This window comes from Halalkalibacter flavus (genome assembly GCF_036663575.1).
Taxonomy (GTDB): domain Bacteria; phylum Bacillota; class Bacilli; order Bacillales; family Bacillaceae_D; genus Halalkalibacter; species Halalkalibacter flavus.
Map to the genome: position 1 here is coordinate 174,849 of NZ_JAWRVK010000001.1, position 17,561 is coordinate 192,409.

At 39.3% G+C, this 17,561-nt stretch carries 20 protein-coding genes; 7 read left to right on the forward strand and 13 right to left on the reverse strand.

Annotation, left to right across the window (positions count from 1 at the left end; translation table 11 throughout):
* Positions 1 to 81 precede the first annotated feature (81 nt).
* Both SAY88_RS00760 and SAY88_RS00765 read right to left on the reverse strand, forming a co-directional pair.
* A complete protein-coding gene (locus tag SAY88_RS00760) occupies positions 82 to 1,275 on the reverse strand; it encodes an IS1096 element passenger TnpR family protein (RefSeq protein ID WP_332628566.1) in 1,194 nt (397 codons plus the stop codon).
* A gap of 66 nt (positions 1,276 to 1,341) precedes the next feature.
* The gene (locus SAY88_RS00765; RefSeq protein ID WP_332628567.1) at positions 1,342 to 1,611 is read right to left on the reverse strand and encodes a hypothetical protein; all 270 of its coding nucleotides are present in this window, start codon (positions 1,609 to 1,611) and stop codon (positions 1,342 to 1,344) included.
* Between the two features lie 203 nt (positions 1,612 to 1,814).
* Here SAY88_RS00765 and SAY88_RS00770 point away from each other — a divergent pair, with 203 nt between their 5' ends.
* The 4 genes from SAY88_RS00770 (at position 1,815) to SAY88_RS00785 (ending at position 4,856) form a co-directional block, all read left to right on the forward strand.
* Positions 1,815 to 2,048, forward strand: a complete 234-nt coding sequence (locus SAY88_RS00770; protein ID WP_332628568.1) for a hypothetical protein — start codon at positions 1,815 to 1,817, stop codon at positions 2,046 to 2,048.
* Between the two features lie 6 nt (positions 2,049 to 2,054).
* Positions 2,055 to 2,384, forward strand: a complete 330-nt coding sequence (locus SAY88_RS00775) for a type II toxin-antitoxin system PemK/MazF family toxin (protein WP_332628569.1) — start codon at positions 2,055 to 2,057, stop codon at positions 2,382 to 2,384.
* Between the two features lie 157 nt (positions 2,385 to 2,541).
* Positions 2,542 to 4,125 (forward strand): TOTE conflict system archaeo-eukaryotic primase domain-containing protein, encoded by a 1,584-nt coding sequence (locus SAY88_RS00780; protein WP_332628570.1) that lies wholly within the window; start codon positions 2,542 to 2,544, stop codon positions 4,123 to 4,125.
* Positions 4,122 to 4,856, forward strand: a complete 735-nt coding sequence (locus tag SAY88_RS00785) for a DEAD/DEAH box helicase (protein WP_332628571.1) — start codon at positions 4,122 to 4,124, stop codon at positions 4,854 to 4,856. Before SAY88_RS00780 ends, SAY88_RS00785 begins: the two co-directional genes overlap by 4 nt.
* A gap of 251 nt (positions 4,857 to 5,107) precedes the next feature.
* Here the strand turns inward: SAY88_RS00785 and SAY88_RS00790 are convergent, their stop codons facing one another.
* Positions 5,108 to 6,004 carry an LCP family glycopolymer transferase gene (locus SAY88_RS00790; RefSeq protein WP_332628572.1) on the reverse strand — a complete coding sequence of 299 codons (897 nt, stop codon included), beginning with the start codon at positions 6,002 to 6,004 and terminating at the stop codon, positions 5,108 to 5,110.
* A gap of 260 nt (positions 6,005 to 6,264) precedes the next feature.
* On the opposite strand from SAY88_RS00790, the gene SAY88_RS00795 reads away from it, so the two are divergent.
* Positions 6,265 to 7,002 (forward strand): SGNH/GDSL hydrolase family protein, encoded by a 738-nt coding sequence (locus SAY88_RS00795; protein ID WP_332628573.1) that lies wholly within the window; start codon positions 6,265 to 6,267, stop codon positions 7,000 to 7,002.
* Between the two features lie 181 nt (positions 7,003 to 7,183).
* Here SAY88_RS00795 and SAY88_RS00800 read toward each other — a convergent pair whose 3' ends face one another.
* Positions 7,184 to 7,636, reverse strand: a complete 453-nt coding sequence (locus SAY88_RS00800; protein WP_332628574.1) for a hypothetical protein — start codon at positions 7,634 to 7,636, stop codon at positions 7,184 to 7,186.
* A gap of 118 nt (positions 7,637 to 7,754) precedes the next feature.
* Between SAY88_RS00800 and SAY88_RS00805 the strand changes: the two genes are divergently transcribed.
* Positions 7,755 to 8,159, forward strand: coding sequence for a VanZ family protein (locus SAY88_RS00805; RefSeq protein ID WP_332628575.1), 405 nt, complete (start codon positions 7,755 to 7,757; stop codon positions 8,157 to 8,159).
* Between the two features lie 132 nt (positions 8,160 to 8,291).
* On the opposite strand, the gene SAY88_RS00810 is transcribed toward SAY88_RS00805, so the two are convergent.
* The gene (locus SAY88_RS00810; protein ID WP_250096849.1) at positions 8,292 to 8,489 is read right to left on the reverse strand and encodes a PLDc N-terminal domain-containing protein; all 198 of its coding nucleotides are present in this window, start codon (positions 8,487 to 8,489) and stop codon (positions 8,292 to 8,294) included.
* A 145-nt stretch (positions 8,490 to 8,634) separates the two neighbouring features.
* Here SAY88_RS00810 and SAY88_RS00815 point away from each other — a divergent pair, with 145 nt between their 5' ends.
* Positions 8,635 to 9,093, forward strand: a complete 459-nt coding sequence (locus SAY88_RS00815; protein ID WP_332628652.1) for an NUDIX hydrolase — start codon at positions 8,635 to 8,637, stop codon at positions 9,091 to 9,093.
* A 209-nt stretch (positions 9,094 to 9,302) separates the two neighbouring features.
* Here SAY88_RS00815 and SAY88_RS00820 read toward each other — a convergent pair whose 3' ends face one another.
* The 8 genes from SAY88_RS00820 to SAY88_RS00855 form a co-directional block, all read right to left on the reverse strand.
* Complete coding sequence (locus SAY88_RS00820; protein WP_332628576.1) at positions 9,303 to 10,436, reverse strand: CapA family protein; 1,134 nt, start codon at positions 10,434 to 10,436, stop codon at positions 9,303 to 9,305.
* A 259-nt stretch (positions 10,437 to 10,695) separates the two neighbouring features.
* A complete protein-coding gene (locus SAY88_RS00825; RefSeq protein ID WP_332628653.1) occupies positions 10,696 to 11,892 on the reverse strand; it encodes a golvesin C-terminal-like domain-containing protein in 1,197 nt (398 codons plus the stop codon).
* Between the two features lie 45 nt (positions 11,893 to 11,937).
* Positions 11,938 to 12,252 carry a hypothetical protein gene (locus tag SAY88_RS00830; protein ID WP_332628577.1) on the reverse strand — a complete coding sequence of 105 codons (315 nt, stop codon included), beginning with the start codon at positions 12,250 to 12,252 and terminating at the stop codon, positions 11,938 to 11,940.
* A gap of 104 nt (positions 12,253 to 12,356) precedes the next feature.
* On the reverse strand, positions 12,357 to 13,853 hold the full coding sequence (locus tag SAY88_RS00835; protein WP_332628578.1) for a gamma-glutamyltransferase: 1,497 nt from the start codon (positions 13,851 to 13,853) through the stop codon (positions 12,357 to 12,359).
* A gap of 25 nt (positions 13,854 to 13,878) precedes the next feature.
* Entirely contained in the window at positions 13,879 to 14,541 is a 663-nt protein-coding gene (locus SAY88_RS00840) for a hypothetical protein (protein WP_332628579.1), read from the reverse strand.
* Positions 14,542 to 14,546: 5 nt separating this feature from the next.
* Complete coding sequence (locus SAY88_RS00845) at positions 14,547 to 15,593, reverse strand: ABC transporter ATP-binding protein (protein WP_332628580.1); 1,047 nt, start codon at positions 15,591 to 15,593, stop codon at positions 14,547 to 14,549.
* Between the two features lie 12 nt (positions 15,594 to 15,605).
* Positions 15,606 to 16,598: an ABC transporter ATP-binding protein gene (locus SAY88_RS00850; protein ID WP_332628582.1), complete on the reverse strand. Its 993-nt coding sequence runs from the start codon at positions 16,596 to 16,598 to the stop codon at positions 15,606 to 15,608.
* A gap of 72 nt (positions 16,599 to 16,670) precedes the next feature.
* Positions 16,671 to 17,555, reverse strand: coding sequence for an ABC transporter permease (locus tag SAY88_RS00855; protein ID WP_332628583.1), 885 nt, complete (start codon positions 17,553 to 17,555; stop codon positions 16,671 to 16,673).
* Positions 17,556 to 17,561: the final 6 nt, after the last annotated feature.

Consider the following 17,561-nt stretch of genomic DNA (forward strand, 5'->3'; position numbering starts at 1 on the left):
AGGCTGATGAACTATTGCTTCATCAGCCTTTTATTTGTGAATTAGAGGGAATTTAGTGGATTCAATCATGTTATTAGTAATTTATTTACTGTTTTCAACAGTAATATAAAATTCCCACTCTTCTCCAAAATCATATAAATACAGGAATTTCTGACCCTCACACAAATTTAACCGACCTATTTTTGCATCAGTCACATAAGGGCCCATATAATCCCGTGTTGAATTATAACAATTCTTACTGAACTTCTTTCCATCCATATAAAATGAGTAAAGATGATCATCATCTAATTCAAACTCATCTTGAATCGATTGATGTAAATCAAAAAGTGTGTGCTCACCGTCCAGTTCAATCTTCCGCAATCTTCCCCCCTCTTCTTTCACAGTAAAACAATACACTCCTTCTACAAAGGTTTGCTCTTTCTTTGCTAAAACCTGCAAGCTTTCCCCTTCCAAAACTAGTGGCTTGATAAGGGAAAGGAATAACGCCTTTCTTTCTTCTTTTGTAAGACTTTCTTCAACTTCTACCTCAGTTGTAATTCCGGTAAAAATACTTAGAAAATCAAAATCAGGAGGATCTAACGCATCCCATGTTTCATTTAACGTTTCCTCAAGTAATTTATAGAATGGTGTTAACTTAATTGATTTTGCCTGCTTATGCTTAACACTGCCAGGCTGGTAAGATTTTTGCTCATCAATCTTGACATCCCAAAGCCCAAAATAATAAAAATAATGGAGGAAGTGTTCAAACCTTGAAAGCAATTGTTGCAAAATATCATACTTACTTAATTCAATTACCTTGCCCGCTGGATGACTTTCTAGCTGTTCGAATAAGAAAAGAATGTTATCAGGTGCTCCTTTATGATATCCTTCCTGCAATAGGTCCCAATCGACTTCAATCCAAAAAGCGATAAGTAGAGAAAAGAATTGCCCTGATATAGGTAACTCTTTGAAAAGTGAGACGCGTTCAACATCAACTACTAACACTTCACCACCGGACATACTCTCTTTACCCACTAATTCTAATGTAATAGCAAGGTGATAAAAGAGATGGATAAGTGGATAATCCGGCTGATTTCCTTTTTCAGAAACAACAAGTTTTGGTTCTGACATTGACGAATAAATAACTTTCAAATCTTTCCGTGTGATGTATCCACTAGCTCTCGTAAGCTTTACCTTATTTTCTTCGAGATAACGAAGAAACACTCGAAAATCTTTTGCAATGGCTGTAGGATATTCATCAGTTATCTTTAATGAATCTTTATCACTTTTAAGCATCACATCGACCCTTTCTACTTTAAAACTATTCAATCCAGTCGCTATATCTCTCTTTTTCCTCCTCTGTTAATAAACCAAGCTCTTTTTTTTTGCTTGCATGAGCATGAAATCCTTTTCAGAAGGGCCATAATTGAACCATGACCATATCTTTTGATTTTTCTTATGAAACTCATGGATATACTCAGTTAGCTCATCATAGGGGAGCTCTCCCTTTTTCCATTTAACAAAACTCTCGTAAAGAGGATCTAACTCATCTTCTGTTAGTTTTTTATGATAGAGATGAAGGATTTCTTTTTCACGTTTTCGTTGTTCTTTTGATTTTTTTGAATATGACATAAGCTGCTCCCCTTTCTACAAGTATCGTTTTACCCTTGGCCATTTATTTATAATTATAAAATAGCAGCTGGGACATTTCCATCTGTTGCTTGGAAACTGAAATCTAAAAAAGAAGTATGATAGGTACTTCTCGAATTGACATCTATATTCACTCTTTATATGATTGTTATTAATAAGGGCAACATTACAAGGAGTTGATCAAATTGAAACTTAAATTAAAACGAAATGGAATTGTACGCGTTAAAGCTCATCCAAAACGTGGTCAAGTGTTACGTGCATATAAAAAAATGCGACTAACTAATGAAAAGTTATCCTCTTCAATCAACTTTGATCAATTGTTACAAGACGGAAAAACCTCAATTTTCGACGTAGACAATAATGGTAATGTTGAAGTTAATTATAATAACCCTGCGCACCGAAGATGGCTAGAGGATTAGAGTTGAATGGTGCCAGGAGAGATTTATACCATGTTTTTTCCTTACAAACCGCCCGCAAAAAGTGGAAAAGTACGGCCAGTGATTATTCTAGCTGTTGAAGCGAAACGCGCAATAGCTGTTGCTGTTAAAATCACTACATCTCAACCCTCAGATTACTTCCCCAACCGAGAAAAGATTATTTATTGGAAACGAGCAAATTTAGTGAAACCCTCATACGCAGAGCTCGACAGCACTGCCATCATTCCCATAACACCCAAATACAGATATGTCGGTGAACTCCATCCATATGATTTTCAGAATATCTTAATAAAATTTAAATCATTAAATAAAATGTAGCATTATGCATTCTCCATTAGTTGCTAGTACCAATAGTTAAGCTTCCCCCCACAAACTAGTACATTTCTTATCTCACACTCTCTCCTCCAATATTTCTCATTCACCAGAAACCTTGATATAATTTTACTTATCAATCAGTGAATATAAGGATGATACTATGGAAATCCAAGAGAAGCTTCAACAGGCTCTCGCAGAGTGTGAGCGTTTAAGAAAAGAAAACGAACATTTAAAACTTCAGCTAGCTAAAGTGTCAGCAACTCAACTGCCTTATCAAACTTCTGGAGTGAATCTTCATTCATCTCCTAGTGAGAAAGTTTTACTCTATATGAGTCTCTTTCAAGGTAGACAAGATGTGTTTGCTAAGCGATGGGAAGCAAAAGATGGACGCTCTGGGTATTCTCCTGTTTGTGTAAATGAGTGGGATCCGATAGTCTGTAAAAAACCTAAGATCAAATGCCAGGATTGTCAGCACCGTTCCTTCGCTGCTTTGTCCAAACAAGCAATCTATGATCATTTAAGCGGTAAAATAACAGCTGGTATCTATCCAATGCAAACGGACGATATGTGCTCGTTCTTAGCCATTGATTTTGATAAGCGAGGGTGGGAAGAAGACGTCAAGGCAGTATGCCAAGCATGTAAAACTTACAATCTCCCCTATCATATCGAACGCTCACGCTCAGGAAATGGCGCTCATATTTGGTTCTTTTTTCAACAAGAGATAAAAGCGAGATCTGCGCGCAAATTAGGAATGATGTTGTTATCGAAAGCTCGTGAAAATCGGCTAGAAATTGGTATGGACTCATATGACCGAATGTTTCCAAATCAAGATACACTTCCAGCTGGAGGATTTGGGAACTTAATCGCTCTACCATTACAAAAATTAGCTAGAGAACAAGGAAACAGTGTTTTTATAGATGAAAATTTTCAGCCATTCGGAGACCAATGGCACTATTTATCATCAATAAAAAAAATTTCTCGGGAAACGATTGAGGGCATTATTAGAGAATCAGAAAAGCATTTAACCACTCCTTCTGATCTGACTCTTGCCCCAAAAAGCATCTCAGTTGAGCTGAAAAATGGGATCCATATACAGACAAGTGGTGTGCCTGGCTCTCTTTTAAATAAATTCATGCAAGTTGCTACATTCGGGAATCCAGAATTTTATAAAGCACAGGCAAAAAGATATTCAACTTATCGCATTCCTCGAATCGTTGATTGTTCAACTCTCACCGACGATACACTTATTTTACCAAGAGGCAATCTTGATGATATTGTAAAAATCGCTAAGGAAAACGGGGTATTCATTAATTTCTTAGATAAAAGAAATACAGGTCATCCGTTGAAAGTTACATTTCACGGGGAACTAATGGCTTCACAGGAAGAAGCAGTCACCACCTTACAAAACCATGATCACGGAGTTTTACAGGCTGATACTGGCTTTGGGAAGACAGTCGCCGCATCTGCATTAATTGCTAAAAATGAAGTGAACACACTGGTCATTGTTCACCGTACTCAGCTTATTGATCAATGGAAAGAACAATTATCAAAATTCTTAAACTTACCGGTAAAAGAGATAGGACAAATTGGCGGAGGAAAGCATAAAGCTACATATAACATTGATGTTGCTACGATTCAAAGTTTGCATCATAAGGGACAGTTAAAACCTGAAATCACTAAGTATGGACAAATAATTGTTGACGAATGTCATCATATCTCTGCCATAGTTTTGAATAAGTATTGAAAGCTGTAAGAGCACAAAAAGTCTACGGACTAACTGCTACTCCAACTAGAAAAGATGGATTGCATCCTATCATCTTCATGCAATGTGGACCAATTAGATTTAAAAACAATTCAAAGAAACAAGCAAAAATACGCACATTCAATCAGACACTAATCACTCGAAACACAAACGTTAAACTAAAAGAGACAGAGATTCAAAGTATATACGCTGCCCTTGTTTCCAATCAAAAAAGAAACGATCTGATCTTTAATGATGTGTTACTTTCTTTAGAAGAAAAGCGATCCCCTATCGTTATTACTGAGAGGCTAGAACATATAACAGAGCTTGAGAAACGCTTCAAAGGGTTCGCCAAAAATATCATTGTGCTGTCAGGAGCAATGAAGAAAAAAGAGCGTCAACAAGCATTACAAACACTCATCCAAATACCAGATAACGAAGAGCGATTGTTGATAGCTACTGGTAAATATATTGGTGAGGGCTTTGATGATGCTAGATTAGATACTCTATTTTTAACAATGCCTATCTCGTGGAAAGGGACATTGCAACAATATGTTGGTCGTCTTCACCGCAACCATGACAATAAGCAAGAAGTCCAAGTGTACGATTACGTGGATCAGCACGTCCCTATGCTCCTAAAAATGTATGAAAAGCGAGTTACTGGCTATAAAGCATTGGGGTACAAAATGAAAAATAATGGCGAGAAGCGTATTGAACAGATGGAATTGTTTTAAATGCCTGTATTAAACAGGATAAGTCTATATTCTTTTAATAAAAGGCTGATGAAATCGTGCTTCATCAGCCTTTTATTATGTATTTGAGGAGAGGGCAGCAACTTTTTTGCTGTTTAGGACTGCGATCCGGATCGAAATTGGGTTTTTTTAGCGGAAATTCGTGGGGTATTAGCGAATTTCCCCTCTCTTTTTACAAACGCCTCCCCACAAAAAAAGAACTCTGCGCCTTAGCCCAGAGCTCTCACCAAAAACTATTCTAACCCTAAATGTCCTCTTAGCTCACTTCTTACACGAGCCAGCTCATCATCTGGTACTTGCAAATAATAAATACCATTAATCGTCGCGTTATTCCCTTTGATCTCCATTTGCTCGACGTTGTGACGAGCATCGCGGTAATTGGCTTGAAGTTTCCACATTTCGTCTAATGTCATATCGGTACGTACCGACTCACCGACTGCTCCTAAAATACCACCAGCTTTTGTGACTGTACCAATGTTGGCAGCTTCTTGGATTACAGCATCAACAATTTCACGTTGACGATCGTTTCTTCCGAAATCACCACGCGGATCCTCTTTTCGCATACGTGAATAAGCTAATGCTTCTTCACCATTAAGGAATAATTGCCCTTCAGCGAATGTGTGCCCCCCGTAATTAAACGCAAATGGGTTATCAACTTCCACCCCACCTAGAGCATCAACAACACCCTTGAAGCCTTCCATGTTAATACTTATATAATGATCGATTGGAATATCTAAAAAGTTTGCTACTGTATCAGCTGTCATTTGGACGCCGCCAAATGCATATGCATGATTAATTTTATCGAGTTGTCCGCGTCCAATAATTTCCGTACGTGTATCACGCGGAATGCTTAACATTTTAATTGATTGATCATTCGGATTGACAGTCATCACGATAATCGTATCGGAACGTCCAGCATGGGTATCGCCTCTTGAGTCGACACCAGCTATTAGAAATGAAAGTGGTTCTCGGCTCTCTAGATCAACAACTCGAGAGGGCGAAAATGGTTCGTGCATTTCCTGAACTGTGTCCGTTACAGATTTGTATAAATAAAAGAAATAAGCAACAACCGACAAAAATACAACCCCAACAATTAACCCAAGTGATATGAAAACCTTTTTCTTTTTCATTTCTTGCCTCATCTCTATAAATTCTTGAACCTGTTGAAATTAATATAGATTCTTAGATATTATAGTGAATCCGACCTAAGCTAGCAATAACAATTTTCTTCCTTATCTCCATTCATTCGACTTTCACTTGCTGAATCTGTCGGTAAAAACGGCCCTCCCTGTGACATCGTTCGTCTTACTTCCCAAATAATGATTGCTATATTCTTACTATAGATAAAAACTAGCGCTTTTTGACTAGTAGAAAGGTGGAGTCATTTACTATGAGACAATTCGTTTATTACGCTATTATTCTTACAACCATCATTATTATCTTTCTTGGTTATATTCATTATGAAGATAAGCTAGCAACAATTACTGCTGATACCGAGGATATTAAACTTCAGCTACCTTCTGAGGCTATTCAAGAAGAAGTGGTGGAATCACAATATGAGCTTGGTGGCCTACTTGAAGAAGTGGCAAAGCAAAATGAAGAGGAAGAGGAGTTTCTCCTGATGGTAATCGGTTCATCCGCTGTATCTAGTACGGAAGAAAACTCTTCCATGCCACAATTATTACTCCCACAATTCAAAACTCTCTTGCCTAGTCAGAACGTAGCTTTAACGGTTATAGATGTAAAAGAAGCTACTTCAAGTGAAGTGCTAGCTGATAATTACATAGAAAAAGTAATAAAAAATAACCCTGACCTTTTAGTCATTGAACCATTCCTATTAAATGATTATGATCAATTATCAATTGAGGATTCCCTTGAAAATCTAGAAACAGTAATGAGTGAATTAACGGAGGAGCTATCTGATACGTTAATAGTCTTATCTCCCCCACACCCACTTGAAGACGATAAATACTTGAGATTTACAAATAAAATGAAAGCCTTCGCTATCGAACAAAAGTACCTATATGCGGACCACTGGGAAGCCTGGCCGGCAAAAGCAAATGAATTGCCAAAGGAAAAATGGCATAGCATTTGGACTGATTATTTAATGGATTTTTTTGTGAATTAGAGGGTTATAGACATTAAACTGTAAAATGCTGTAAGTTAACGTTGCGCTAGCTAACTACTTTTTGGACTGATTAGCTCATGGGGTTTTTTGTAAATAAAAAGGCTATCGCCATAAAAATGTTAAATCCTGTCATCATTTGTTACACTAGCTAACAGGATTTCTTTTTTTATCTTTTGAAAACTTATTCATTAAAGTCCCAAAGGATTTTCCAGTCATTCGTTTCTAGCTCTTGGGTAACGTAGACATCTTGTTCTAGGCGGTAGTTTCCGTTGTCTTGGTCTCTGATTTCTTTTGTTACAGTAACTTTGTAGGCTGTTTCGAATGGTTCAGAGCCCTCAGACATGCTCCAGTCTTTTACTTTTTTTGGTTTGCTAAGAGAATACGGAAAGCCCTCTACTCCAACAAACTTCCCTCTGTTTTCAATGTAGCGACCTCTTGAATTCCTTTCTTGCATCTTTGGATGGAACAGATCGTACGCTGCTGAAAACTGGGCATTTTGCTCATATGTATAAAATGCGTCGACGACTTTTTTTGCTTTTTGTGGCTCTGTTGGTATGAGGAAGAAGAAGATTAGTGCTACGAGTATCGCTACTGGGATGATGAGGATCATTTTTTTTGGTCCTCTTTTGTACAAAAAAATCCCTCCTTTTCTCAAATAATGATCTATAGTTCATCGTATTCGTTAGTGTCCCATTATATTAATTAGGATTTTGGTTGTGGGGATTTCGTGTATAATTGATTCGGGTGATATTATGAATAGGAAAAAGTTATGGTGGACGGTTGCGATCTTATGGTGTATTGGAATTGCAATTGCCACACGCATGCCCGTGTTTACTGGGGATTCAACGGAGGAAATGCTAAAGAATCCATTTTTTGATTCAGCTATCGTCAATTATATTGCTAGAAAAGGCGTTCATTTAGCTGCATTTGGGTTGTTGGCATTGTTTTTTTGGCTAGCTTTACGTGGTGTGCGTTATCGTTATGTTTGGGCTTGGGCGCTGGCCACGTTGTACGGTGCAATAGATGAGTGGCATCAGTCTTTTATCCCAGAAAGATCGGGTTTGGTTTCAGATGTTGTGATTGATTCGGCAGGGGCGTTTTTGGTGTTGATGGTTGTTTACTTTGTTGATAGACGGCGAGGGAATTTAGCTAGGTGAGACGAGTAACTCCATTGATCTTGGTAGGATGATAGACGTTGTTCCTGCTACGATTTATGGAGTTATTTTTTGTGGAGGTTATGAGGGGTCAGACCCCTCTTTACTGTGCTAAAGTAAAAATTATCTACTTTCCTACTTTCGAATGATTAAGTAGATGATCACGCCGACAACAGGAAAGAAGAGGGTTGCAACTAGCCACAGCAGGCTATATTCCTTGCTGTTACCTTGCCTTAATGAGTCTCGATAACACCAAATACTTGTAATAATGTTTAAGATAAGACCACCAGATACGAGTAAGAATAAGACCAAAAGGACGATGGATATTTCCATTTTGAGTGCTCCTTTCTGCTATGAGGGGTCAGACCCCTCTTTAGCTCTGTGACGTGGTACATAAGTAACGTGGGGTCATACCCCTCTTTAGCTCTGTGACGTGATACATAAGTAACGTGGGGTCTGACCCCTGAAGGAGGAAATGATGAACTATATTGATATGATACGGTCTATTGCTGGGAGTAGACCATTAATTTTAACAGCGTGTGCGGTTTTTATTCTTGATGAACAAGGGCGTGTATTGTTACAACATCGTACGGATACGGATAATTGGGGTGTCCCTGGTGGATTTATGGAGATGGGTGAATCGGTTGAGGAGGCTGCTCGTCGGGAAATTCTTGAGGAAACTGGATTAACCGTTGGTGAGATGAGCTTATATACGGTGTTTTCAGGTGAGGAATTTTATTTTCAGTATCCAAATGGTGATGAAGTTTATAATGTCATTGTTACGTTTATGTCTAAGGATGTTTCTGGTGAGTTACAGGCGGACCATGAAGGTAAGGACCTGCGCTATTTTCCTTTAGATTCCCTGCCTGAGGAGATGATTCCGACAAGTCGGCGGATGTTGGAGCAACTTAAGAAAGACCCATCTTTACCACGTTAAGTGCGAAGGCCACTGAAAAAGGTGTGGTTTTTACCTTTTTCAATGGCCTTTAAGCAATGAGCGGAACCGTTGCTTTGTCTTAAAGCATGCTATGAGTGGTTTTCTCATAGCATGCGCGCAACGTGTGGAGCCATTGCTGCTTCCTCGAATCGGCTAAAAAGGACTTTTTCAGTGGCCTCTTAAGTGCGTAAAGATGGGTCTTTTGTAAATCATTCAGATTCGTTCAGGTATTTCCAGATGTGTTCACGTGTTTCTTCCGTCGTTACGCCATTGATAAGTGAGCCTTCTGAGTCAGCCATTGGCATAACACTGTAGACGTCGTCTTCTAGTACAACGAGTGTTGGTTCGATGTCAGGGGTATGGATGTCAATTGTTGAGTCTTCCCCTATTGTTGTTTTTGTAACTTTAATCGTTGCTAGGCCGCCTATGTCTGTGTACTCGAAGTTTTGTCCGGAAAAGAAATTTCCTAAGGAATAGAACACATACGTTTCATGTCCATCTTCTTGTTCGAGCAGATCAATTGGCTGCAGGACATGTGGGTGATGGCCGAAAACGATATCTACTCCTGCCTCTGATAAGAGCTGAGCTAGCTCTCTTTGCTCTTGGTTCGGTTCGTGAATGTACTCGTCTCCCCAGTGCATATGAACGATGAGGATGTCGACTTTATCACGAAGGTTTTTTACATCTTTTTCGATACGGTCTGGGTCAATGAGTGCGACGATGTCTTCGTGTCCTTCTGGAATCGGAATGCCATTTGTGCCGTATGTGTAGGCTAATACTCCAAGGGTGATGTCTTCTACTTCGATGATACGGTCCGTTTCACGGTCTTTCGTGTCTCGGTAGACTCCAACATAATCCATGCCTACTTCATCAAAGAAATCTAAGGCACTTTCAACCGCCCTTACGCCGCGGTCAATCGTGTGGTTATTGGCCCCTATCGCCATATCAACACCCAATGACTGCAGGTCAGTGACAATTTCATGTGGGCTATTGAACGATGGATAGGTTGATAAGCCAATCTCAACGCCACCAGGGATTGATTCAAAGTTTGCCATTAAGAAGTCTGGTTCCTGTAGAAGCGGCCCCACTTTTTCAAGCATTGGCATAAAGTCATAGCCATCTTCAATTTCTGCCGGGGCGTACACTCGCTCATGCAGGAGGACATCTCCTACTGCACCGATTGTGATCGTCGTTTCCTCTTCTTCTGGCTCAAATGGAGCTTCTTGGCGAATGATTTCAGCATCGATTTCTGTTTCCGTTTGTTCGACAGTAAGTTCTTCTGGTTGTGAGCAGGCTGTGATGATTAGGACAATTAGTGCTGCGTAGATTGTTTTTAGTTTCATCGTTACACTCCAGTAGATTGATAGATTCAACGTTTAAAAGAATGATTTTTTAGACTTCTTTTAACAGTGTAACACATGACAACTTGTTATCGGTTTTCAAATTTCAACAAACATTGGGATGAAGTACAGTTTAATGCGGTGCTGTGGTAAAGAGGTGTCTGACCCCCTAATGAAATGACTTCCTAAAAAAACAACTACTTTTTGGCTAAAAGCCTGCAGTAGTTGTTTCTCATCTCTAAAGGTTACGATTCAGTTATCGCTACTCATCTACTTTTATAAAACGAATGCTATCGGCAATGACAATCTCACCATTTGCAATATTTGAAATTTCGACATAACCATTCAGACCAGCCTCAAAAGGAAATGCTTCATCACCCAATTGGATCCACTCACCACCAGCAACCGTTTGATCTACATAAAAAGTTTCTGCCCCATCAGCATGTTGTATCGTGTAAGGCGCTTGTGTTGTTCGATTTGGGGTACCATCTGGAAGCCAATAGTAAACCTCATACATACCAGGGTTTGTAATATATGGAGTCCATCTTCCCTTGCTTTCACTGCTTGAAGTTCGTCTGTAATAATAGTTAAATTCATTATAATTGGGCTCGGCTGTTGAATTCCACCAACCAGAATCTGCTGTCATTCTCTTATTGTCTACAATGATATCGTTTAGATTATCGTATTCTACTATCATTTTTGCACCATCTAGCGTGTCTTTCAGTGCAAATTCATTCTTAACTGAACCCCCTAGAGCAATTTCATATATCCCATCCGTAGCAAGAAACCCACTATCTAAAGGAAGATCAATTTCAATAACTTCACTTTCCTCAAGCTGACCACCTGAATAAGTACCATAAACATGACCGTCAGTTTCCGGTTTCGTTTCCCAGGTGACAGAGTCTTCATTCCAATCTTCTATCGTTTTAGTCACCTCAAAGTTGGTATTTCCTGTTCCGTTGCTTGAGCTTTCCGTCAATCGAACTTTTACCGACTTAATCGGCTTTCCAGTAATCCCACCTAAATCAAATTTCAAATAAGAAATCACACTATCTTGGCCCACTCGTAAAGAGTCGTTAAAAGTTGAATCAGGGGCACTTTGACGAACATAAGCATTTTCGACGGCAGGGAAAATACTGACTTCATTCACATAATATTCATTTACTTGATGAGCTAAATTAGTTTGCCACTCAATCATATCCTCTTTTAATTCTGCTTCATTTCCCCATCTATCAAACACACTAATCATTGTAGACGTATTTCGAGCAAAACTCTGATTAAAACCTCCACCATCGTTTGTATCTATTAGAATTTGCTCTACCTCATCAATATGTTCTGCACGAGAAAGGACAACATGATTAAAAAATCCTGCGAGCATTCCATTATTCAAATCCTGAGAAACTGGAAATCCATGATCTTGAGTAAAACTTGAAGTTAATGTGTGACCTGCCCCCTGCACAAGACCCAACCCTTTCTCATTGATGCCGACCCATGGGACTTGCTGTTATGTATGAGTATCAATCCCAGAGTCTCCATGAGCGGTTATGCCTACATAATCAAATCTTGATTTGTACTGGTCCCCACTCCCAAATGAAGATGCATCTGCTTCATATTGAAATGGATACACCTTCCATCCATCAGGGGTTGACCAATGATCACGGTTCTTCCAGGCGACAGGACGACCATCAATAGTTGAATCCCCAGTTGAAATGGCAATGGTAGAAGCGTGAGTATGAGAAGGAGGGCTAAGTGTGCTAGTTAAAAGAGAGAAAGCAGTCAAGAATGTAACCATTAAAATCACTTTACGATCAAGTTTCACTTACGAACACTCCTCTTTCATTTTAGTGGTTTAGTAAATAGCGGGAAAAACAATTGTCATGACACGCGCTTCCATTATGTTGAATTCACAACGGCAAAAATCGTCTACATACCGTCCCATTTTCCTCCACGGCGTGGGTCTGCACATCCATCTATACTGTCGGAAAGCAAAGATAGGGCATGCACTCCTCCATAAAAAATGGAGTTAGGTGAATACTTCAAAGAGTAACCTTTCTCAAGAAGAGTTCTTTCTTCTGATTTCGGCAATTTTTCTTCCAGAAAAATGTAATCCTCATCAATGAAGTATCGAAAGGCATCTGTCACACTTTGTAATGATAACCCTTGCTTTATATGCTGAATTAAAATCTTTGTTAGCATATTTGGTATTCTTTTCCCACCAGAAGAACCAATGACAATTTTTTCTTTTTCACTAATGAGGATAGATGGGGCAATAAAGCTTTGAGGTTTTTTGCCAGGTTCTAATTTATTCCGAGTTATAGGAGGCTCACTAAAATTACGCATTTGATTATTTAAGAAAAACCCCTTAACACAAACGCCTGATCCAAATAAATCACTTAATGTATTTGTAGTAGAAACCATCATCCCATTATCATCAACTACGACAAAAGCTGTCGTGTTGTTGTAATCAAAGGTTTGATTAGAGTTTGGTTTCTTATAAAAATCATTTTTCACGATAGCTTTCTTTAACAGTCTTTCACAGTGTTGTTGACTTATAAAGTCCCTATGGTCCAGATCACAGAATTCAGGATCCTCATTAAATAAGGTGCGTTCTTCATAGCAAGCACGTACAATTTGAGCCAATTGATCAATAAAATCTGAACTATATCTGTCGAATTGTTCTAGTTTAATCAGTTCAGACATTTGAAGTAGTTGGATAAGCATACTTCCAGCTAAAGGGGCTGGAGCACTATAAATAATGTAATCATCATAGGCTCCTTGTAGCACCTCGCTTTTCCTCACGGTGTAGCGTTGCAGATCACTAAGGTGAAGGTCTGGTACGGTTTCACAGATCGACTTTCCAATTTCGCCGGTGTAAAAAACGCCGGAACCATGCTTGGCAATCTCAGTTAATGTATCTGCAAGCTGAGGCTGTTTAATGCTCGTTTTAAGCGCTTTTGGTACTCCATCATCGTAAAATTGAGACAAACCACTCCGGTTAAGATGCTCAGAAATATCGAGTTGCTTTCTGAGCACAGAATGAGCAGGGTATCCATCTTCTGCGAGGTAGATGGCCGGTTCGATCAATTCGTGCCATTTTAACGTACCTAAATCATTATGAATTCTCTCCATCCCTTTTATAAATCCAGGTACTCCAATTTTCAGATTAGATACGCTTCCTTCCCATGGTGCACACTCTCTATAATCATAAAAGCTTGGCTTTTGGTCGTCATTAGAGTGAATCATCATCACCCCACCACCACCAATTCCTGAACCATATGGCTCTAGAACACTTAAAGCAAAAGAAATGGCAATGGAGGAGTCAACTGCATTTCCCCCTTTTTTCATGATAGCTAATCCAACGTCCACAGCTTGGGGATGCGCTGCACTCACTCCAGAACTGCCCCCTTGAAAACCTTGCATAAATGTCCCTCCTTTCTCCAAAGAATTAATTTTCTTGTAGCGTAACAATAAATTCTTGTAGAGCTTGCACCAAGGAAACGAACAACTCCAAGCTTTCATTAGGATCCCTAAATTTTTTGTTGATTTCCATTTGGAAACTTTCTAAACCGAGTTCATGATAACAGTAAGATGTAACCGTTCCCGGATGCTTGGCAGGAAAGGCAGAATTTTCACACACACTCATGATGTTGTAGTTTTTAAACGTTTCTATTAGTTGGTCTACTACATCCTGATCGATCGTTAATCCATGTTGTGTACCAAGGTCTATATTAAATCCTCTCCCCTCAGAGGCCCCATGGAGGTCAATGATGTAACGAATATCCATAATTTCAGCCATCTTTCGTATCTGCTCTTTATATGCACCACCAATAACAAAATTAGGGTCTTCTGATGTGCAACGGGTCGTATAGATGAAATGGCAATTCGTATAACGATGCAGGAGGAGTCCGATAGCGCCTGTATAATCATCTTGGTCCTTTATTCGATTGTTTCTAAATAATTTCGTCGCATGAGGAGCTGAGAGTAAGATGGGCCCCGATCCCCATTTAACATCAAAAGGAATTTTGGCCCCCATTTGACCTTTATAATCATTGAAAGCAAATTGCTTCTCGAAAAAACGAGAGTACTCATAAATTTCCTCTTCTGACATCACCATTATGCCTCCATTCTTTTCGTTGCCTCTATTGCCTCGACTTTATCCGTTTCCATAATAGAACCAACTGGATAATGACATGCCACAGAATGGCCATTTTGGTTCGCATCCTTTAATTCTGGTGCATGCTCTTTACAAACGTCATCTGCATAAGGACAGCGAGTATGAAACCTGCACCCAGTTGGCAAATCGACTGGACTTGGCATTTCGCCATACATAGTATGTTGTTCTTGCTTTACACGTAGACTAGGGTGGCTGACTGGAACAGAAGCTAACAATGCTTCTGTATAGGGGTGTTGTGGGTTGGTAAGAAGTTGTTCCTTTTCCGCTATTTCTACTATTTTTCCTAAGTACATCACTGCAACTCGATTACTGATATATTTAACAACCGGGATTCCATGGGCTATAAATAGTAAAGTCAGGTCAAATTCCTCTTGTAGCCTCAATAAAAGATTAAGGATTTGAGCCTGAATCGAGACATCCAATGCGGAAACAGGCTCATCACATACAATTAACTTAGGCCTTAATGCCAAAGCTCTAGCAATACCAATTCTTTGCCTTTGCCCTCCACTAAATTCATGCGGATACCTGCTAGCACTTTCTGCGTTTAGACCAACAACTTCGAGCATTTCAATCACTTGTTTCTTTAAATCTGCCCCGGATGCTACCTTATGTGTTCTCAATGGCTCAGCGACAATATCAAACACGTTCATTCTCGGATTTAAGGAAGAATAAGGGTCTTGGAAAATCATCTGAATATCTTTACGTTTTTTCCGTAAATTTTTTGCCGATAACCCTGATAAGTCCATCCCCTCAAAAGAAATTTCACCTTCTGTCGGATCTAATAATTGCATAATTAATTGTCCTAGTGTCGATTTTCCACATCCCGATTCCCCAACAATACCGAGGATTTCTCCTTTATGAAGATGAAAATCAACACCATCAACAGCTTTCAAATATTTTTTTTTAAAGGGAAGCTTTCCCTCAGAAACATCAAAGTGCTTCTTTAATCCTTTCACCTGTAGCAGAACATCTTGATTAGATCCCATAGTATAATCCTCCTAAACGTGAACGGTCTTAGCGTTTTCTATATTATTCAGCCAACACCTCACTTGATGGCCTTGTGATATTTCTACCAATTCCGGTTCTTTCTTACAGTCATCGTATGCATACTTGCACCGATCAAAAAATCTACATCCCGTTGGCATCGCCGTTGGACCAGGGACAGTCCCTTCAATTGGCATTAATTCCTCTTGGGTAAAATCTAATTTCGGTGTGCTGTTTAATAAGGCTTTTGTATAAGGGTGTTGCGCACGGTCAAAAAGGGTAAATACATCTCCCTGTTCTACTACCTGACCTGCATACATCACAATGACTCGATCTGCTATTTCAGCTACAACACCTAAATCATGTGTGATAAATAAAATAGCAACCCCTTCCCTTTCTGATAGGTCTCTTACTATAGTTAAAATCTGTTTTTGAATCGTAACATCTAGGGCTGTAGTAGGTTCATCTGCAATTAGGAGCTTAGGTTGACAACTTAGCGCCATCGCAATCATTACCCTCTGACGCATCCCACCACTTAACAAATGGGGATAAGAAGAGAATACTTTTTCCGCCCTTGGAATTCCCACTTTTGTTAATAATTCAATCGTCTGTTGTTTCGCCTTAGATTTTCCAATCTTTTGATGCATCAAGATACTCTCCATAATTTGCTTACCAACCGTCATCACAGGATTTAGTGAAGAGAGCGGCTCTTGAAAAATCATCGAAATCTCATTACCTCTAATTCTCTGCATCTTCTTTTCAGATGCTTCTACTAGATTTACTCCTTCAAAAAGAATGCTTCCATGAACAATCTTTCCGGCCTCACTTAATAGTCTCATAATGGATAATGAGGTCACACTTTTGCCAGACCCAGATTCTCCTACGATTGCTACCTTCTCCCCTTTTTGAACCGTAAATGAAACATCCTCTATGGATGGAACCGTTCCATTAATTGTAAAAAAGTGTGTCTTTAATCGGTCCACTTGTAAGATTATATTTTCGTTCATCGTCTCCCCCTCCCACATGTTAATTTCTTATTTATGAACGTTATCCACTTTGTTCCTACCTTTCTTTTCTAGCTACGATCTTGTGGAACCTTGAGATTGTGGATCCAACACATCACGCAACCAATCACCTAATAAAATAATTCCTAATACCGTAACCGTGATCGCTATACCAGGAAAAGTTGCAATCCACCAGCTTGTTGCTAAGTACTCTCTTCCATCACTCAAAAGAGCACCCCATGTTATAGCAGAAGGGCCCAATCCTAGAAAACTAAGTGAAGATTCAACCATAATGGTCGTCGCAACACTGAGAGTTGAAATGACAATAATTGAAGACGTAACGTTAGGAAGTAAATGCCTTAGAAAAATCATATAATCTTTTACTCCAATCGATTGGGCAGCTTTGACGTATTCCCTTTCTTTTAGGCTTAAAACTTCACTCCGAACAACCCGAGCATAGGTGTACCAAGTAGCAATTCCAACAACCAAAATAAACATGAACAAACTTTGATTTAAAAAACCTAATATAAACAAAGCGATGAGAATAACCGGAATGGCAATATTGGCATCAACAATCCGCATAAAGATACTGTCTATCCAGCCCCCATAATAGCCTGAGATCAAACCAATAGGTATACCAATTAGCCCAGCTACAAGAACGGAGCTAATCCCAACTAGCAAGGATATTTGACTTCCGTAAATAACTCTACTTAAGAGATCCCTTCCCAAGCGGTCTGTTCCTAGAAAATGTTCTGATTGCCCCCCATCAATCCATGCTGGTGGAAGCGATGCAGCAGCTAAATTAACTTCGCTTGCATCATGAGGGGCTAAGACAGGAGCAAAAAGTGCTGTCAGAGCAACCAATAAAACAATTCCAAGCCCGAAGCTTCCGGTTTTGCTTGCGGCAAGCAATTTACCCCATTTCATTAACGTAGAAGGATTTCTTTCGTTCAGCAACATGAAGCA

Bases quoted from the DNA above. Each gene is read 5' to 3' on its own strand.
- SAY88_RS00840 (WP_332628579.1), bottom strand. From the start codon at position 14,541: ATGTCAGAAGAGGAAATTTATGAGTACTCTCGTTTTTTCGAGAAGCAA.
- SAY88_RS00820 (WP_332628576.1), bottom strand. From the start codon at position 10,436: ATGAAACTAAAAACAATCTACGCAGCACTAATTGTCCTAATCATCACA.
- SAY88_RS00810 (WP_250096849.1), bottom strand. From the start codon at position 8,489: ATGGAAATATCCATCGTCCTTTTGGTCTTATTCTTACTCGTATCTGGT.
- SAY88_RS00845 (WP_332628580.1), bottom strand. From the start codon at position 15,593: ATGGGATCTAATCAAGATGTTCTGCTACAGGTGAAAGGATTAAAGAAG.
- SAY88_RS00835 (WP_332628578.1), bottom strand. From the start codon at position 13,853: ATGCAAGGTTTTCAAGGGGGCAGTTCTGGAGTGAGTGCAGCGCATCCC.
- SAY88_RS00775 (WP_332628569.1), top strand. From the start codon at position 2,055: ATGGTGCCAGGAGAGATTTATACCATGTTTTTTCCTTACAAACCGCCC.
- SAY88_RS00780 (WP_332628570.1), top strand. From the start codon at position 2,542: ATGGAAATCCAAGAGAAGCTTCAACAGGCTCTCGCAGAGTGTGAGCGT.
- SAY88_RS00805 (WP_332628575.1), top strand. From the start codon at position 7,755: ATGAATAGGAAAAAGTTATGGTGGACGGTTGCGATCTTATGGTGTATT.
- SAY88_RS00765 (WP_332628567.1), bottom strand. From the start codon at position 1,611: ATGTCATATTCAAAAAAATCAAAAGAACAACGAAAACGTGAAAAAGAA.
- SAY88_RS00850 (WP_332628582.1), bottom strand. From the start codon at position 16,598: ATGAACGAAAATATAATCTTACAAGTGGACCGATTAAAGACACACTTT.
- SAY88_RS00815 (WP_332628652.1), top strand. From the start codon at position 8,635: ATGAACTATATTGATATGATACGGTCTATTGCTGGGAGTAGACCATTA.
- SAY88_RS00760 (WP_332628566.1), bottom strand. From the start codon at position 1,275: ATGCTTAAAAGTGATAAAGATTCATTAAAGATAACTGATGAATATCCT.
- SAY88_RS00795 (WP_332628573.1), top strand. From the start codon at position 6,265: ATGAGACAATTCGTTTATTACGCTATTATTCTTACAACCATCATTATT.
- SAY88_RS00790 (WP_332628572.1), bottom strand. From the start codon at position 6,004: ATGAAAAAGAAAAAGGTTTTCATATCACTTGGGTTAATTGTTGGGGTT.
- SAY88_RS00855 (WP_332628583.1), bottom strand. From the start codon at position 17,555: ATGTTGCTGAACGAAAGAAATCCTTCTACGTTAATGAAATGGGGTAAA.